12 protein-coding genes and 1 pseudogene are annotated in these 14,175 nt (G+C 41.8%); 6 read left to right on the forward strand and 7 right to left on the reverse strand.

The window, feature by feature from the left end; genetic code table 11:
• The first annotated feature begins 681 nt into the window (after positions 1-681).
• The 3 genes from apbC to dcd all read left to right on the forward strand — a co-directional run bounded on the left by apbC (position 682) and on the right by dcd (position 3,904).
• Positions 682-1,908, forward strand: coding sequence for an iron-sulfur cluster carrier protein ApbC (gene apbC, locus JMX75_RS04995; protein ID WP_201531277.1), 1,227 nt, complete (start codon positions 682-684; stop codon positions 1,906-1,908).
• Positions 1,909-2,052: 144 nt separating this feature from the next.
• The gene (locus JMX75_RS05000) at positions 2,053-3,192 is read left to right on the forward strand and encodes a DUF2804 domain-containing protein (protein WP_201531278.1); all 1,140 of its coding nucleotides are present in this window, start codon (positions 2,053-2,055) and stop codon (positions 3,190-3,192) included.
• A gap of 136 nt (positions 3,193-3,328) precedes the next feature.
• Positions 3,329-3,904: a dCTP deaminase gene (dcd, locus tag JMX75_RS05005; RefSeq protein WP_201531279.1), complete on the forward strand. Its 576-nt coding sequence runs from the start codon at positions 3,329-3,331 to the stop codon at positions 3,902-3,904.
• A gap of 90 nt (positions 3,905-3,994) precedes the next feature.
• Here the strand turns inward: dcd and JMX75_RS05010 are convergent, their stop codons facing one another.
• The 6 genes from JMX75_RS05010 to JMX75_RS05035 all read right to left on the reverse strand — a co-directional run bounded on the left by JMX75_RS05010 (position 3,995) and on the right by JMX75_RS05035 (position 10,441).
• Positions 3,995-4,435, reverse strand: coding sequence for a ClpXP protease specificity-enhancing factor (locus JMX75_RS05010; RefSeq protein WP_201531280.1), 441 nt, complete (start codon positions 4,433-4,435; stop codon positions 3,995-3,997).
• A gap of 291 nt (positions 4,436-4,726) precedes the next feature.
• Positions 4,727-5,341 (reverse strand): glutathione S-transferase N-terminal domain-containing protein, encoded by a 615-nt coding sequence (locus JMX75_RS05015; protein WP_201531281.1) that lies wholly within the window; start codon positions 5,339-5,341, stop codon positions 4,727-4,729.
• A gap of 196 nt (positions 5,342-5,537) precedes the next feature.
• Positions 5,538-6,251 (reverse strand): cytochrome c1, encoded by a 714-nt coding sequence (locus JMX75_RS05020; protein ID WP_201531282.1) that lies wholly within the window; start codon positions 6,249-6,251, stop codon positions 5,538-5,540.
• The gene (locus JMX75_RS05025) at positions 6,251-7,471 is read right to left on the reverse strand and encodes a cytochrome b (protein WP_413786628.1); all 1,221 of its coding nucleotides are present in this window, start codon (positions 7,469-7,471) and stop codon (positions 6,251-6,253) included. The genes JMX75_RS05020 and JMX75_RS05025 overlap by 1 nt, the downstream gene beginning before the upstream one ends.
• Before the next feature lie 7 nt (positions 7,472-7,478).
• Entirely contained in the window at positions 7,479-8,063 is a 585-nt protein-coding gene (gene petA, locus JMX75_RS05030) for a ubiquinol-cytochrome c reductase iron-sulfur subunit (RefSeq protein ID WP_011513909.1), read from the reverse strand.
• A 431-nt stretch (positions 8,064-8,494) separates the two neighbouring features.
• Positions 8,495-10,441, reverse strand: coding sequence for an ATP-binding cassette domain-containing protein (locus JMX75_RS05035; RefSeq protein WP_020443721.1), 1,947 nt, complete (start codon positions 10,439-10,441; stop codon positions 8,495-8,497).
• A 199-nt stretch (positions 10,442-10,640) separates the two neighbouring features.
• On the opposite strand from JMX75_RS05035, the gene JMX75_RS05040 reads away from it, so the two are divergent.
• From JMX75_RS05040 to JMX75_RS05050, 3 genes are all read left to right on the forward strand, one after another.
• Entirely contained in the window at positions 10,641-10,922 is a 282-nt protein-coding gene (locus tag JMX75_RS05040; RefSeq protein ID WP_201531283.1) for a SlyX family protein, read from the forward strand.
• A gap of 220 nt (positions 10,923-11,142) precedes the next feature.
• A complete protein-coding gene (locus JMX75_RS05045) occupies positions 11,143-12,402 on the forward strand; it encodes an OmpP1/FadL family transporter (protein WP_201531284.1) in 1,260 nt (419 codons plus the stop codon).
• Positions 12,403-12,769: 367 nt separating this feature from the next.
• Positions 12,770-14,041 (forward strand): OmpP1/FadL family transporter, encoded by a 1,272-nt coding sequence (locus JMX75_RS05050; protein WP_201531285.1) that lies wholly within the window; start codon positions 12,770-12,772, stop codon positions 14,039-14,041.
• A gap of 24 nt (positions 14,042-14,065) precedes the next feature.
• On the opposite strand, the pseudogene JMX75_RS05055 reads toward JMX75_RS05050, so the two are convergent.
• Positions 14,066-14,175 (reverse strand): annotated as a pseudogene (locus tag JMX75_RS05055) (IS1595 family transposase); the annotation flags it as partial.

The following is a 14,175-nucleotide window of genomic DNA, read 5'->3' on the forward strand; positions in this document are numbered from 1 at the left end:
CTAAAAAAGACCAATCGACTAGGATTTAGCTTTATATTGACCAGAGCCAATGATATTGGCTCTTTTTTATGAGCACTCGTTGGGCCATTTTGGGCGCAGGGATAAAGTTATGAATAATAAAGATATATCAGTAAAGTAAAGCAATACTATTGAAAGACAGGATTTTAAGCGCGCGATTGATGCGGTGTAGACGTTACGTCTTATTGATAATGCCGATATCACAGCGCTGATTAAGCCCAAAGTTGCTTGGTAATTATTACAGCAGTTGCCCAATCGCTCAATAATATTTGCGTATCCAGATGCCGATATTCAGGGGACGCTTGCTTCGGTATTGCCTCGTGCTGTATTCGCGGTGATTCCATAGTATCGCTGGTATTGGTATTGGTATTGGTAATGATAAGCTGCGAGTTTGCCTTTTGTATTAAACAAACTCATCCTTGTCTCGTGTCATAAAGTAATTTATCTATGTTATTTGATATCGATGATACCGTAGGCTCAAAGCTGTACGCAAAATGCTGTCTTACTGGCATCATGGTTTTTTTATGCTTGCAATTGAGCTACACTGACACGATAAAAGGTTTGGCTAAAAAGCTTATGGCTTCTATCGTTAATTATTCTCGTTATGGTATTAATAATACTTTTTAGCATACCAACCCACTTGTATAGGCAGTCACGGTCGCTATGTTTAATTTTATGAAGAAAAAACCCACCGCACAAAAGGAAACTCCAGAGCAGAAAGCTGCGCTTGATAGCGCTGTTGATAAAGTATTGCTGGGTTATCATGTTGGGGATAGCAGTATTGCTACGATGGTCACTGGGCTTGAGCGTAATGGCGGTGAGCTGACATTAGAGTTGCGTCTGCCACATGGAAGCGATCCTGAGGCCATTCAGCAAGCGCTTGGGCAGTTATTACAGCCGCATGGTATTCAAAGCATTCATATGAATGTTCGGATACCAGCGCCGATGAAAGGTGAAGGCTCAAGTTTGCCAAAAGCAATGCCAAAAACCACCAATGCGATGGATAGTCATAGTAAACCTGTTGCCAACAGCGATGATAGTACGGTAAATGCTGAACCACCTATCACTAAGCAAGCTCCTACCCAAGCGTCGTTGTCCGCTCATCCGCGTATTCGTCATATCATTGTCGTTGCCTCTGGTAAGGGCGGCGTGGGAAAATCAACGACTACTGTCAATATCGCTTTGGCATTACAAAAGCTCGGCAACCGCGTTGGTGTATTAGATGCTGATATTTATGGACCCAGTATGCCAGCGATGCTAGGTGTGAATAGTGTCAGACCTGAGCTTGAAAATGAGCAGTTTGTGCCTATCAATGCGCATGGACTAGCGATGTTATCGATTGGCAGCTTGCTTGATGGAGATAATACGCCTATCGCATGGCGCGGTCCAAAAGCGACCGGTGCGTTGATGCAGCTATATAATCAAACCAATTGGCCACAGTTAGATTACTTAGTCATTGATATGCCACCAGGCACCGGTGATATTCAGCTTACCCTTGCTCAACGTATTCCGGTGACGGGCGCTGTCATTGTGACGACGCCGCAGCATATTGCCTTACTTGATGCCCAAAAAGGCATTGAGATGTTTAACAAAACCAATATTCCTGTGCTTGGCGTGGTTGAAAATATGGCGCTGCACACTTGTAGTAACTGCAATCATACTGAAGCTATCTTTGGTACGGGCGGCGGCGAAAAGATCGCTGAGCAATATCAAGTGCCGCTATTAGGACAGCTTCCACTGGCAAGCGCTATCCGTGCACAGGTAGATAAAGGTGAGCCAAGCGTATTAGTAGATGATGAGTTTGCGTCTTACTATCTGAGTATTGCCAAAAATATTGAAACCAATATTAATAAGTTTGCTAAACCGGTTAATGATAAGCGTATTTTTTAATGGTTATAGTTTCCTACTAGGAATCACAGCGTTTTATTTTTAATGGGCTATTGTTTGCTATTATAATAAAGTATTAGTTAGCAATAGCCATTACATAACAAACTGCTTAACTCTTGGTATAAATTTGGCTAGGATGCCGCCATTATGATTCAAAACAATCATCAACCTTTTTCTGATATCGCTAATGAATTGAAACCAGCGGTGCTCGACCAACTAATCCAAAACGGTCAGCCTTATTCTGGTATTTTTGCCCAAGTTAAAAACATCAACTATTTAGATTATCACAGTCACCTTATCTCACAAAAACCTCTACCCAATTGGCGTAAAGATTTAAAAGCCAACCAATTCTGCTTTATTCAAATCATTCAACCACCTTATCGAGTCTGCTTGGCACTGGCTACTATTAAGCTTGCGACCAGTGCTTTTGTTTACCTTTATAATGATGAAACAAACGAGATAGAGGTGTGTGAAGCCTTGCAGCCTTTGACGCTTGATACGCGTTTAGAGGGTAGTTGCTATCAAGGGCAGATGGCATTTAGACATAACAATCTGACATTGACGTTAGATTTTACCCCGCCACAAGTCAACGTTGTGTTAGATAGTCAGTATTTGGCGATTGAAGCAACGTTACAGCGGCAGTCGCAGCCTTTGGCGGTCTGCACACCGACTGGCAGGCGTGGCTGGACTTTTACGCAAAAAGAGCCGCTTACCAAAATCGTAGGTCACTTAGCTATTAAGTCCAATTCAACGTTTAATAATGGACAACAAGCTCAGCAAATATCATTCAATGATGACACTATTGCCAATTTAGATTGGACACTTGGATATATGCGTCATGAGACCAATTGGTTTTGGACCTGTATCAATAGCTATTTGCCAGATGGTCGTCATTTCACATTGAACTTATCGATGGGTGTTAATGAAACGGGCGCTAGTGAAAATGCGTGCTGGCTAGATGGGCAGATATGTTATTTACCGCCTGTTATGTTTCTTCGTGATGCTCTAAATTTGCCACCCAATCAGCAAGACACTGTTGCTAATAGGTTAGATGACACACCGCAGCCTTGGCACATCTATCATCAAAACCTTGGCTGGAGCAATGTTGATATTGATTTAACCTTTACCCCTATGACGGTTTATAAGAAGACCGATAACTTTGGTATCGTTGCCAGTATTTTTGAGCAATGGCTTGGTTTTTATAATGGTGAGATTCGAATCAAACAAGAGGTGATTAAGCTTGATAATGTGATGGGACTGGCAGAAGATCATTATGCAAAATGGTAGGCGATTATCATTTTGACCAGAGATTTATTTTAAACGTAGCCAAGCCTATAAATTGAGCGCTCAATTCCGTATAATCGTCGCTATCAAAAAACCATTCATATCATAACTCCTATTCTGTATCTGCTAAGGAACAACAATGTCTATCAAATCTGACCGCTGGATTCGTAAAATGGCTCAAGAACACAGCATGATTGAGCCGTTTGAAGCCGGTCAAGTACGTTTTAACGACGCCGGTGAGCGTTTGGTCAGTTATGGCACTTCAAGCTATGGTTATGATGTACGCTGCGCGCCTGAGTTTAAAGTTTTCACCAATGTGCATTCAGTGATTGTAGATCCAAAAAACTTTGATGAAAAAAGCTTTATTGATGTCATCGGTGACGAGTGTATTATTCCGCCAAACTCTTTTGCATTGGCGCGTACGATGGAATATTTCCGTATTCCACGCGATGTATTGACTATTTGCTTAGGTAAATCAACCTATGCCCGCTGTGGTATCATCGTTAATGTCACGCCACTTGAGCCTGAGTGGGAAGGTCATGTTACTTTAGAGTTCAGTAATACCACCAATTTGCCTGCACGTATCTATGCTGGCGAAGGGGTTGCGCAAATGCTGTTTTTCCAAAGCGATGCTGATGACGTCTGTGAGACCAGTTATAAAGACCGTGGTGGTAAATACCAAGGTCAGCGCGGTGTGACTTTGCCAAGAACTTAATGGTTATTTTAAGTATTCGGTTTATTTAGAAGAGTAATAAAAAAGCCAGTCATACTTTATATGACTGGCTTTTTTTTGTGTCCGATTTGATTATTTTAAGACTTTTAAGCCAGCTTTATTGTCACGTTTGGGCTTAGGAGCGGCAACGTTCGTTTTAGAGCTGCTACTTGCAACGGCATCTTCTTCAGGCACATAGTCATCATATTCATTGGGATCAAAAAACATCCCTTGAGAGTTCTCTTTTGCGTAGATACCTAGCACTGCCGTGAGCGGTACCCAAATCTCTTGTGATACGCCGCCAAAGCGCGCACTAAAATGAATATAGTCATTTTCCATACTCATATTACCAGTGGCGCGGCTGGCAATATTGAGCACAATGCGACCATCTTGTACATGCTCCGTTGGAATCTGCACATTATCAGCAGTCGCATCGACCATCAGATACGGCGTAAGCGCATTGTCCTCTATCCATTGGTAAAGGGCGCGCACCATATAAGGACGAGTTGGGGTTATGGATGTGGTTTCGCTCATCTTTTGGTTTCCTATCATAAAGGTATTAGGTAATGGTCAATAAGATATTTGCCACACTTTTTTATTGGTTTGCAATTTTTATTGATTAATATAGTCTGTTCTAAATAAAAGAAATACAATATTATAACGCGTTACTGGTATTCATTTTTCTTGCTTGCTGTGCCTACGCAGACAGGGGCTGCGAACAAGGAACCCCAGCATTACTGTACTCTTTTAAAAGTGGATCACCTATAGCAAAAAATTCATCTTTTAGTAGCGTCTATTTTAGGGCAGTCATCACGCTTTGTCTAATTAGCTCACACTTTTTTTAAAGCTTTGACGTTCAAATATTCGCGTTTGATAATCAAACAGGGGACGACTGATAGCGCGAGGCAGTTCAATGCCCATTTCTTCTAATCGCCATAATAAAGGCGCTAGCAGCACATCACACCAACCAAACTCATCTGCCATAAAGTAAGACTTATGAGCAAATAATGGTGATATAGTGATGAGCGAATCGCTAAGTTGCTTTTTAGCCATAGCCGCTTGGGCTTTATTAAAACTATCGGGATGCATCAGCAATCGCTTACCGAGTGCTAGCCAATCGCGCTGAATACGCCATGCTAACTGACGAAATTGCGCCCGCTCTTGTGGCGTATCAGGCAGGAGCTTATGGGCATGATAACGCTCCTCTAAATACTCAAAGATAACATTTATCTCATAAAGCGCAATTTCACGCTGCTGCAGGACAGGCAAAGTATGATAAGGGTTTAACTCAGTTAAATCTTCAGGACGCTCAGAATGCAAACGTGATAAATAATAAGCGAGCTTCTTTTCTTCAAGCAATAGGCGCACCACATGACTGTCGTAGCTGTCATCAGCGTATAAAATTAGCTGACTACTTGGAATGTCATTCGCATCAATCATGAAAGCCTAATGTTAATAGTAAAGCCTGCCATCGTAAACAAACTTGCTGTATTTATCAAGGTAACATAAGTAAACATTGCCCCTGAGCTTATCTTTAGCGACCAATTTATGAATCCTCAAAGCAATAAAAAGCACTACCGAAGTAATGCTTTTTTTATACCAATATCTTGCTTAATTGCTCGATTCTCAATATCGCTTACTTGACATCTTTCCAGAATTCTTTATTGAGCAAGTAAACGGGAATCAATAAGACAAGTAAGAATAAAATCACAAAGAAACCAATGACTTTACGGTCATGACGAACAGGTTCTGCCATCCATGCCATAAAGTTAACCAAGTCACCGACTTCAGATTCAAACTCTTCCTGACTCAGCTCTTCTTGCATATTATGCAAGACGTGCGGCATAGCAGCGTTTGCAAGCACTAAGTTGTTAGCGCCCCAAGGACGACTTGGATCTTCGTAAAAAGACAAGAGGTAAGTGTAAACCCAGTCATCGCCACGCAGTCTGGTTTCAAGCGACAAATCTGGTGGCGCGTTGCCAAACCATGATGCTTGTATTTCAGGGTCAATCTCAGCATTGATATGGTCACCGATTTGATCGGTGGTCACCATCAGATATTTTTCGACCAGCTCAGGTGGTATCTCTAGATCTTTAGCAATGCGCGAATGACGAACGTACTTTGCTGAGTGACACCCAGCACAGTAGTTCATAAACGTCTTGGCACCGTTTTGTAGTGAGCCTTTATTGGTAAAATCAATAGGCGCTGTGCTACAAGCTAAGTGTTCTTCAACACCATCAGCATTGGTAAACGTACCGCAGCCACTACCTGCTGCTAGAGCGCTACCAGCAGTCAAAGTTAATGCCGCGCCTAAGCCTAAACCTGCTAGGGATTTAATTAGCGTGCTCATTAGTGACCTCCGGTAACGCGTTCTGGTGGCTGTTTACACTTCTCAATAGAGGTATAAATTGGCATCAGTAAGAAAAACAAGAAATATAAGACAGTGAATATACGGGCCATAAGCGTTGCTGTTGGTGTGGTTGGCGTCGCACCTAAATAACCTAACACTAAGAAACTAATGGCAAACACGGTTAAAGCAATTTTAGATAAAATGCCTTTATAACGCATTGAGCGTACAGGCGATCTATCAAGCCAAGGTATCAAGAATAATACGGCAATCGCAGCACCCATCGCAATAACCCCGCCAAGCTTATCAGGAACCGCACGTAAGATGGCATAAAAAGGCGTGTAGTACCATACCGGTGCAATATGCGCTGGTGTTTTTAGTGAGTTTGCTGTCTCAAAGTTTGGTGGCTCAAGGAAGAAGCCGCCGCCTTCTGGGAAGAAGAATACCACTGCAAAGAATAAGATAAAGAAGACAACGATACCCACCATATCATGTACGGTATAGTACGGATGGAATTCGATACCATCTAATGGTACGCCGTTTTTATCTTTTAGCTTCTTAATGTCAATACCATCAGGGTTATTAGAACCCACATGATGCAGAGCAACTAAATGCATAAAGACTAAGCCCACAAGCACAAGCGGAATCGCCACAACGTGTAGAGCAAAGAAGCGGTTTAGGGTGATACCTGAAATAATATAATCACCACGAACCCACTCAGCAAGACCATCGCCAATCACAGGCAGAGCCGCAGGTAGGTTTAGAATAACCTGAGCACCCCAGAATGACATATTGCCCCAAGGAAGTAGGTAACCGAAGAAACCTTCTGCCATCAATGCTAAGTAAATACCCATACCGATAAGCCAAATCAGCTCACGCGGTTTTTGGTATGAACCATATAGCAAGGCTCTGAACATATGCAAGTAAACAACCACGAAGAACGCTGACGCGCCGGTTGAGTGCATATAACGGATTAGCCAGCCACCCTTAACATCACGCATGATATATTCAACAGACGCAAATGCCCCTTCGGCACTTGGGTTGTACATCATTGTTAGCCAAATACCAGTCACCAATTGGTTGACCAGCACGACCATTGATAGCACGCCAAAGAAGTACCAAAAGTTAAAGTTCTTTGGTGCATAGTACTTTGACATATGATATTCATAGGTTTCAGTCGCAGGAAAACGCGCGTCCACCCAATGCATTAACTTTTTACCCATGCTCATATTAAGCCTCCCCAATCGTCAAGATGGTACCATCCATGTTGTACTCTGGGATAGGTAAGTTAAGCGGTGCAGGTACGCCACTATAAACGCGACCCGCTAAATCGTATTTAGAGCCATGACATGGGCAGAAAAACCCGCCATACCAGTCATTACCACCTAAATCGGCTGCGCCAACATCGGGACGGTAGTTTGGTGCACAACCTAAATGTGTACAGACGCCTTCTACCACCAATACTTCTGGTGAGATAGAGCGTTCAGGATTTTTACAGTACTCAGGTTGCAAAGAGGCACTAGAATCAGGGTCAGACAATAATGGCTTTACTGACTCAAGCAGGGTGAGCATCTCTTCAGTGCGCTTAACCACAAAGATGGGTTTGCCACGATATTTGACAACAATCATTTGTCCTGCTTCGATAGAACCAATATCTTGGGTCACTGCTGCACCAGCAGCTTCAGCTTTAGCACTTGGGGTCCAAGAGCGAACAAAAGGTGTTGCCACAGCAGCTACCCCAGCTGCACCAATTACGGCAGTCGAGGCAATCAGAACTCTACGGCGTTGTACGTTAACGCCTTCGGCATGGCTCATTAATACTTCCTCCAGGTGAATGAAATGGGATTATCCCACACTGGGTTTGTGACTTAGAATAGAAACAATTATCAAGCCACGTTAGCTGTGCCTAATTTTGCTAATTGTTGCTATTCTAAGCTATTTTGGTCATAAAATAAATTATTGTGTTAAAAATAAAGCAACCTTAATAGGGCACGCTTCAGCGTTAAACAAAGTGATCAAGACATAACACCTTAATTATCAATGTTTAATAACAGCTTTATATCAACAAAAATGTTATGGATAATGACCTTATAAATGATAAGGGTATTCGGCAATAGCGAATGATACTTGAAATTACGACAATGTTCACTAACTTTCAGCACATCACTACTTTGTAAGTCGCTGTGACGCTATTATCACCACTTTATATTATAAAATGATGATAATTACGTGCATAAAGATTTAGATTAGCTCTCAAGCGTATTCCAGCGTTCAAGCTTAATCATCATCTCATCTTCAATGGCAAGCAGTCGCTCACTAGCAGCTGTTGCCGCATCAAAATCTTGATTAAACCAAGTACCGTCGGCTAGCTTTTCTTCTAGCTGCATTTGTTCTGCTTCTAAAGCAGCAATCTCTTTTGGTAACGCATCAAGCTCACGCTGGTCATTAAAGTTAAGCTTTTTAGCAGCAGTATTAGGTTTCGCTACTGCCGCTGATTTATTAACAGATTTGCTGTTGGCAGTAGTATTACTATTAGAAGATTTAGCTGCTTTAGAAGCTTCTTCGCGATTCTTTTGTACCAAATACTCTTGATAGCCGCCGACATACTCGCTGACCGTCCCTTTACCATCTTCATCAGTATCAAATACCCAAGTAGAAGTGACGACATTGTCCATAAATGAGCGATCATGGCTAATGAGCAAAATCGTACCACCAAAGCTGGCGACTGATTCTTCTAGTAGCTCAAGTGTCGCCATATCCAAGTCATTGGTTGGCTCATCGAGTACGAGGATATTAGCAGGTTTTAATAATTGCTTAGCTAGTAGTACGCGGTTACGCTCACCACCTGATAATGCTTTGACGGGCGTACGGGCACGTTCAGGAGCAAATAAGAAATCTTGCAAATAGCTCATAATGTGCGTCTTACGACCACCCACTTCGACGAAGTCAGAGCCTTCTGAGACGTTTTGCGCCACACTGGCTTCCAAATCTAACTGATCACGCAACTGATCAAAGAAAGCAATTTTTAAGTTAGTACCTAATTCAACGCTGCCTGTTTTGATCACATCATCGTCTGACATATCGAGTAGGGCTTTAATAAGCGTGGTTTTACCTGCGCCATTCGGACCGACGATACCGATTTTGTCACCGCGCATGATGGTAGTGCTAAAGTTATCGACCAATACATGATCATCATATTGTAGATGTAGGTTTTTAACCTTGCAGACCAGCTTGCCGCTTTTCTCGCCTTGACCCATGGTAATATTGACATTACCGACTTGCTCACGGCGGTCGCTACGCTCTTCACGCAACGCTTTTAGCTCACGGACACGACCTTCGTTACGGGTACGGCGTGCTTTGATACCTTGGCGAATCCAAACTTCTTCTTGTGCCAATTTTTTATCAAAATTGGCATTATTCTTCTCTTCAGCTAGTAACTGTAGCTCTTTTAGCTCTTGGTAGCGTGCATAGCCACCTTCACCTTGAGTGACGTCATAGCTGGTCAATTGACCGCGATCAAGCTCAATTATACGAGTCGATAATTTATTTACGAACGCTCTATCATGGGTGACGAATAACAATGTCAAACCTTGCCAATCTAATAAAAAGCGCTCAAGCCACTCAATGCTATCAACGTCTAAATGGTTAGTCGGTTCATCGAGAAGCAGTACATCAGGTTTAGTTACTAACGAGCGTGCTAATAAAACACGGCGCTTACGACCACCAGATAGTGACGATAAGTCATCGTCTGGATCGAGACCCATTGTCGTGATAAGACGTGTTGCTTCGCGCTCTAAATCCCAACCATGTACCGCATCGATATCATGCTGCAAATCTGCCATACGCTCGCAAGCATCCATGTCACCATTGGCACATAAATCAGTTTGCGCATTATAGTTAATCAGCAGCTCAGCAGTGCGTTTGCTGCCACCCATAACGATATCTAAAATTCTACCGCTGGTTTCAGGTACATCCTGCTCGAGCATAGCGACGCGTACACTATTATTAATAATAACTTCGCCGCTATCAGGCAATAATGTGCCATTAATCAGTTTAAATAAAGTGGATTTGCCTTCGCCATTGCGACCAATTAAGCACACGCGCTCGCCTGAATCGATAGCAAAGTCAATACCATCAAGGACAGGAGCGACGCCAAAGGCTAAGTGAATATCTTTTAAATGTATCAGTGCCATAGAGTATCTTAAGCTTATATAATAGTGAGGTAGGGGTTGTTGCGAAATTGCGAGCAGTATAACATGCTGCCACGTAACTGTAGCGTGCGTAAATAGATTTATCAGCACGATTTTATGACGATTAATTTGTCAAGCAATGTAGAACATCTTATCAAGGCGTTAGCCATCGTTAGCCATAGCATCTAGTATTGAGAAAAATATGAATGAAGCAAATCCAAAAAATAACAGTGTATCCAAGCCTCAAATCGACAGCTTAGCCACACAAGCTGATTTACAATTACAGTTAGTTGAACTGCAGATGAATATGTCTCATCTTGAGCTGACCGTAGAACGCCTTGACGACGTCATTACTCGTCAAGACAAACATATCCAAACGCTACAACGACAATTACAATTTATTTATAAACAAGTTGAAAGCCAAGATGAAGAAGGAGGCATAGCACCTTTTGACGTCATGGCAGACAGACCACCCCATTATTGACCATAATATGCCATACATAAACAGCGACTAAACTGAATTATTTTGAATGAATTTATATGTGTATTTTCGAATAAAACTACCTCGCAGTGACTATCCAGTCATATTAGAGAAATAATGTTGTTTTAGTGTATTAAAAACATTAGTATCCTTCACCTTAAGTACCGCCTACCTAACAAAGTTCGGGATAGCGGTAAACAACGTGGATGTTTGGAGATACACAATGGGCGCAAATTTTAATCTTAAAACCCTCACGGTAGCTATCGCTACTCTTTCTATTGCTAGTGTCGCGAGCGCGGCAGGTCTTGATCGTTCAGGTCAAGATATCACGGCATTCTTACAAGATGGCGTATATGCTGAAGCGGTTTATACTTATCTAGATGCTGATGTTAGTGGTTATGATGAATCAAAGCCTGAACCAAAAGCGATCGGTGATATCGCTGAGTCTTATGACTTTTTCCGTTACGGTGTAAAAGCGGACATCAACGACACGTTTAGCGTTGGTGTTTTATATGACGAGCCTTTTGGTGCTGCTGCTGATTATAGTGGTGACAATAATTTTGTAGATCAGAATCCTCTTTCACCTAGAAATGGTGAAGGTACCAACGTAGAAGTACGTACTGAAAATATCACTGGTATTCTTGGTGCAAAACTTGGTGAAAATAAAAACTTCCAAATATATGGTGGTCCAGTAGCTCAACGTGTAAAAGCGAATGTAAAATTGCGTGGTACTGCCTATGAGGTTGCAAATGGCTATACTACAAATATCAATGCTGATCAAGATTATGGTTGGATAGCAGGTGTTGCTTATAGTAAGCCTGAAATTGCTCTACAAGCTGCCCTAACATATCGCTCAGAAATTGAACATAATGCGAATGCTTTTGAATCATATCCTTTAGCCCCTCGTGTTGGTGGTTCTATACCTCCAGTTGCTGGAGGTCCTTTTGTATTCCCGTCAACTAGAGATGGTGATATCGAAATTACCACACCTAAATCAGTAAATTTCGATTTCCAAACGGGTATTAATCCTACGATGCTAGCCACAGCAAAAGTGCGCTGGGTACCATGGAGTGACTTTGCTATTGTTCCTTCATTATATAATGAAGTTAGTACAGCCAATCCAGCATATCGTCCAGATGGCTTGTCGTTAGTCAGTTATGATAAAGATCAATGGTTAGTAGAGTTGGGCTTAGCCAAGCGTTTAACCCCAGCACTAGCAGTAACTGGTAATATTGGTTGGGATAGTGGTGCCGGTAATCCAGTATCCTCTCTAGGTCCTATTGAAGGTTACTATAGCGCTGGTCTTGGTGCAAAGTATAATTTGACCGACAACTGGGCTATTTCTGCTGGTGGTAAATACCTGTGGTTTGGTGATGCCCAAGGTCAGATACCTAGTAAAACTGTTGTCAGTAACTTTGAAGATAATGATGGCTTTGCTCTTGGTGTAAAATTATCTTATCAAGCCAAGCAAAACTTTAACTAAGCGCTTATGCCTTTACTTTAAATAATACTGTTTTAACAATTTTAAAAGCGATCCTTAAGGGGTCGTTTTTTTATGTATTAAATTAAAAATCTAGAATTACTAACTATTAGATTTAAGTTTGCTAAAATTATAATTTATGAATTACTTTATGAATATTTGTTTTGTATTTTTGTTCGTTTGCTTTAGGTCTAGATAAATGTACTGAACAGTCATTATTAAGAAATAAAGTGTTTTAAGTGTTGTTTTAGTGTCAAAAAGTGATTACTATTCATTCAGGACGTCGTTTACATAAGTTTATATTTTAAGCAACAATGCCGAATATGAGTTATGAAGATGATTTAACAACTAGGATGTTTGGAGATACCCAATGCGCGCTACTTTTCATTTAAAAACTCTTGCTGTAGCGATAGCTACTCTTTCTATAGCCAGTATGTCTAACGCTGCAGGTCTTGATCGTTCAGGTCAAGATATTACTGCATTCCTACAAGATGGCACCTATGCTGAGGCCGTCTATACCTACATCGACGCAGACGTTAGTGGCTATGATAATGCGAATACTCCTCCACCTGGTGCACCTAATAGGGAATATGCCCGTGGTAACAACACAGGTGATATTTCTGAATCTTATGATTTCTTTCGTTATGGTGTGAAAGCAGACATCAATGATACTTTGAGTGTCGGTGTTTTATATGATGAGCCATTCGGTGCAGCAGCTAAATATAGTGGTAGTAATGATTTTGTAGACAATAGACCAGCAGGTACTGGCACTGGTAGCGTTCTTGATCCTACTAGCCCTAGAGCGGGTGAAGGCACTAATGTAGAAGTTCGTAGTAATAGTATTACTGCTATCCTTGGGGCTAAATTAGGGGCCAATAAAAATTTCCAAGTATATGGCGGTCCAGTAGCGCAACGTGTACAAGCTGATGTAAAGTTACGCGGTACAGCGTACAGTCTTGCTAATGGCTACACCTCAAATGTTAACCCAGATCAGGATTATGGTTATATTGCTGGTGTTGCTTATAGTAAGCCAGAAATCGCTTTAAAAGCTGCCTTGACATATCGCTCTGAAATTGAGCACAAAGCAGATATATCTGAAAGCTATCCTAATGCATTTATCGTAGGCTCTCCGGTCAGTCGGAATGGTAAAATTGAGATTAACACGCCTAAATCCGTCAATTTTGATTTTCAGACAGGTGTCAGTCCTACAATGCTAGCCACGGCAAAAGTACGTTGGGTACCGTGGAGTGACTTTACACTTACACCACCACTCTATACTGAAGTGAGTACGGTCGGTGGCACACGTCCTGGTCTGGACTTGGTTGAATATGATGACGATCAATGGCAGGTAGAGCTTGGTCTTGCTAAGCGTATCGCGCCAGCTTTAGCGGTTAGTGGTACAGTTGGTTGGGATAGCGGTGCTGGTGATCCAACAACGTCACTAGGTCCTGTTGATGGCTACTACAGTGTTGGTTTAGGTGCTAAATATAATTTTACTGAAAACTGGGCAGTATCAGCCGGTGGTAAATACTTATGGTTCGGTGATGCTAAAGGTCAAATCCCAACAGGTCAGATCGTTAGTGATTTCCAAGACAACGATGGCTATGTGGCTGGCGTAAAAATATCCTATCAAGCTAAATAAAACATTAGGGGCTGTCCTAGATAACTAGTTCAGTTCCTGTTTAACCCATTGTTTTAGCTGATGTAATTGACGTTTTGGATCACTGTAGTTAAAACGCCACTCACATTCCTTTAAAAACAGATGGAAATGCTCTT

It is taken from the genome of Psychrobacter sp. LFX-11D, assembly GCF_904846475.1.
GTDB classification, from domain to species: Bacteria; Pseudomonadota; Gammaproteobacteria; order Pseudomonadales; family Moraxellaceae; genus Psychrobacter; species Psychrobacter cryohalolentis.

Excerpts from the sequence above, each read along its gene's own strand:
- apbC (WP_201531277.1), top strand. The coding sequence starts at position 682 with ATGTTTAATTTTATGAAGAAAAAACCCACCGCACAAAAGGAAACTCCA.
- JMX75_RS05000 (WP_201531278.1), top strand. The coding sequence starts at position 2,053 with ATGATTCAAAACAATCATCAACCTTTTTCTGATATCGCTAATGAATTG.
- dcd (WP_201531279.1), top strand. The coding sequence starts at position 3,329 with ATGTCTATCAAATCTGACCGCTGGATTCGTAAAATGGCTCAAGAACAC.
- JMX75_RS05010 (WP_201531280.1), bottom strand. The coding sequence starts at position 4,435 with ATGAGCGAAACCACATCCATAACCCCAACTCGTCCTTATATGGTGCGC.
- JMX75_RS05015 (WP_201531281.1), bottom strand. The coding sequence starts at position 5,341 with ATGATTGATGCGAATGACATTCCAAGTAGTCAGCTAATTTTATACGCT.
- JMX75_RS05020 (WP_201531282.1), bottom strand. The coding sequence starts at position 6,251 with ATGAGCACGCTAATTAAATCCCTAGCAGGTTTAGGCTTAGGCGCGGCA.
- JMX75_RS05025 (WP_413786628.1), bottom strand. The coding sequence starts at position 7,471 with ATGGGTAAAAAGTTAATGCATTGGGTGGACGCGCGTTTTCCTGCGACT.
- petA (WP_011513909.1), bottom strand. The coding sequence starts at position 8,063 with ATGAGCCATGCCGAAGGCGTTAACGTACAACGCCGTAGAGTTCTGATT.
- JMX75_RS05035 (WP_020443721.1), bottom strand. The coding sequence starts at position 10,441 with ATGGCACTGATACATTTAAAAGATATTCACTTAGCCTTTGGCGTCGCT.
- JMX75_RS05040 (WP_201531283.1), top strand. The coding sequence starts at position 10,641 with ATGAATGAAGCAAATCCAAAAAATAACAGTGTATCCAAGCCTCAAATC.
- JMX75_RS05045 (WP_201531284.1), top strand. The coding sequence starts at position 11,143 with ATGGGCGCAAATTTTAATCTTAAAACCCTCACGGTAGCTATCGCTACT.
- JMX75_RS05050 (WP_201531285.1), top strand. The coding sequence starts at position 12,770 with ATGCGCGCTACTTTTCATTTAAAAACTCTTGCTGTAGCGATAGCTACT.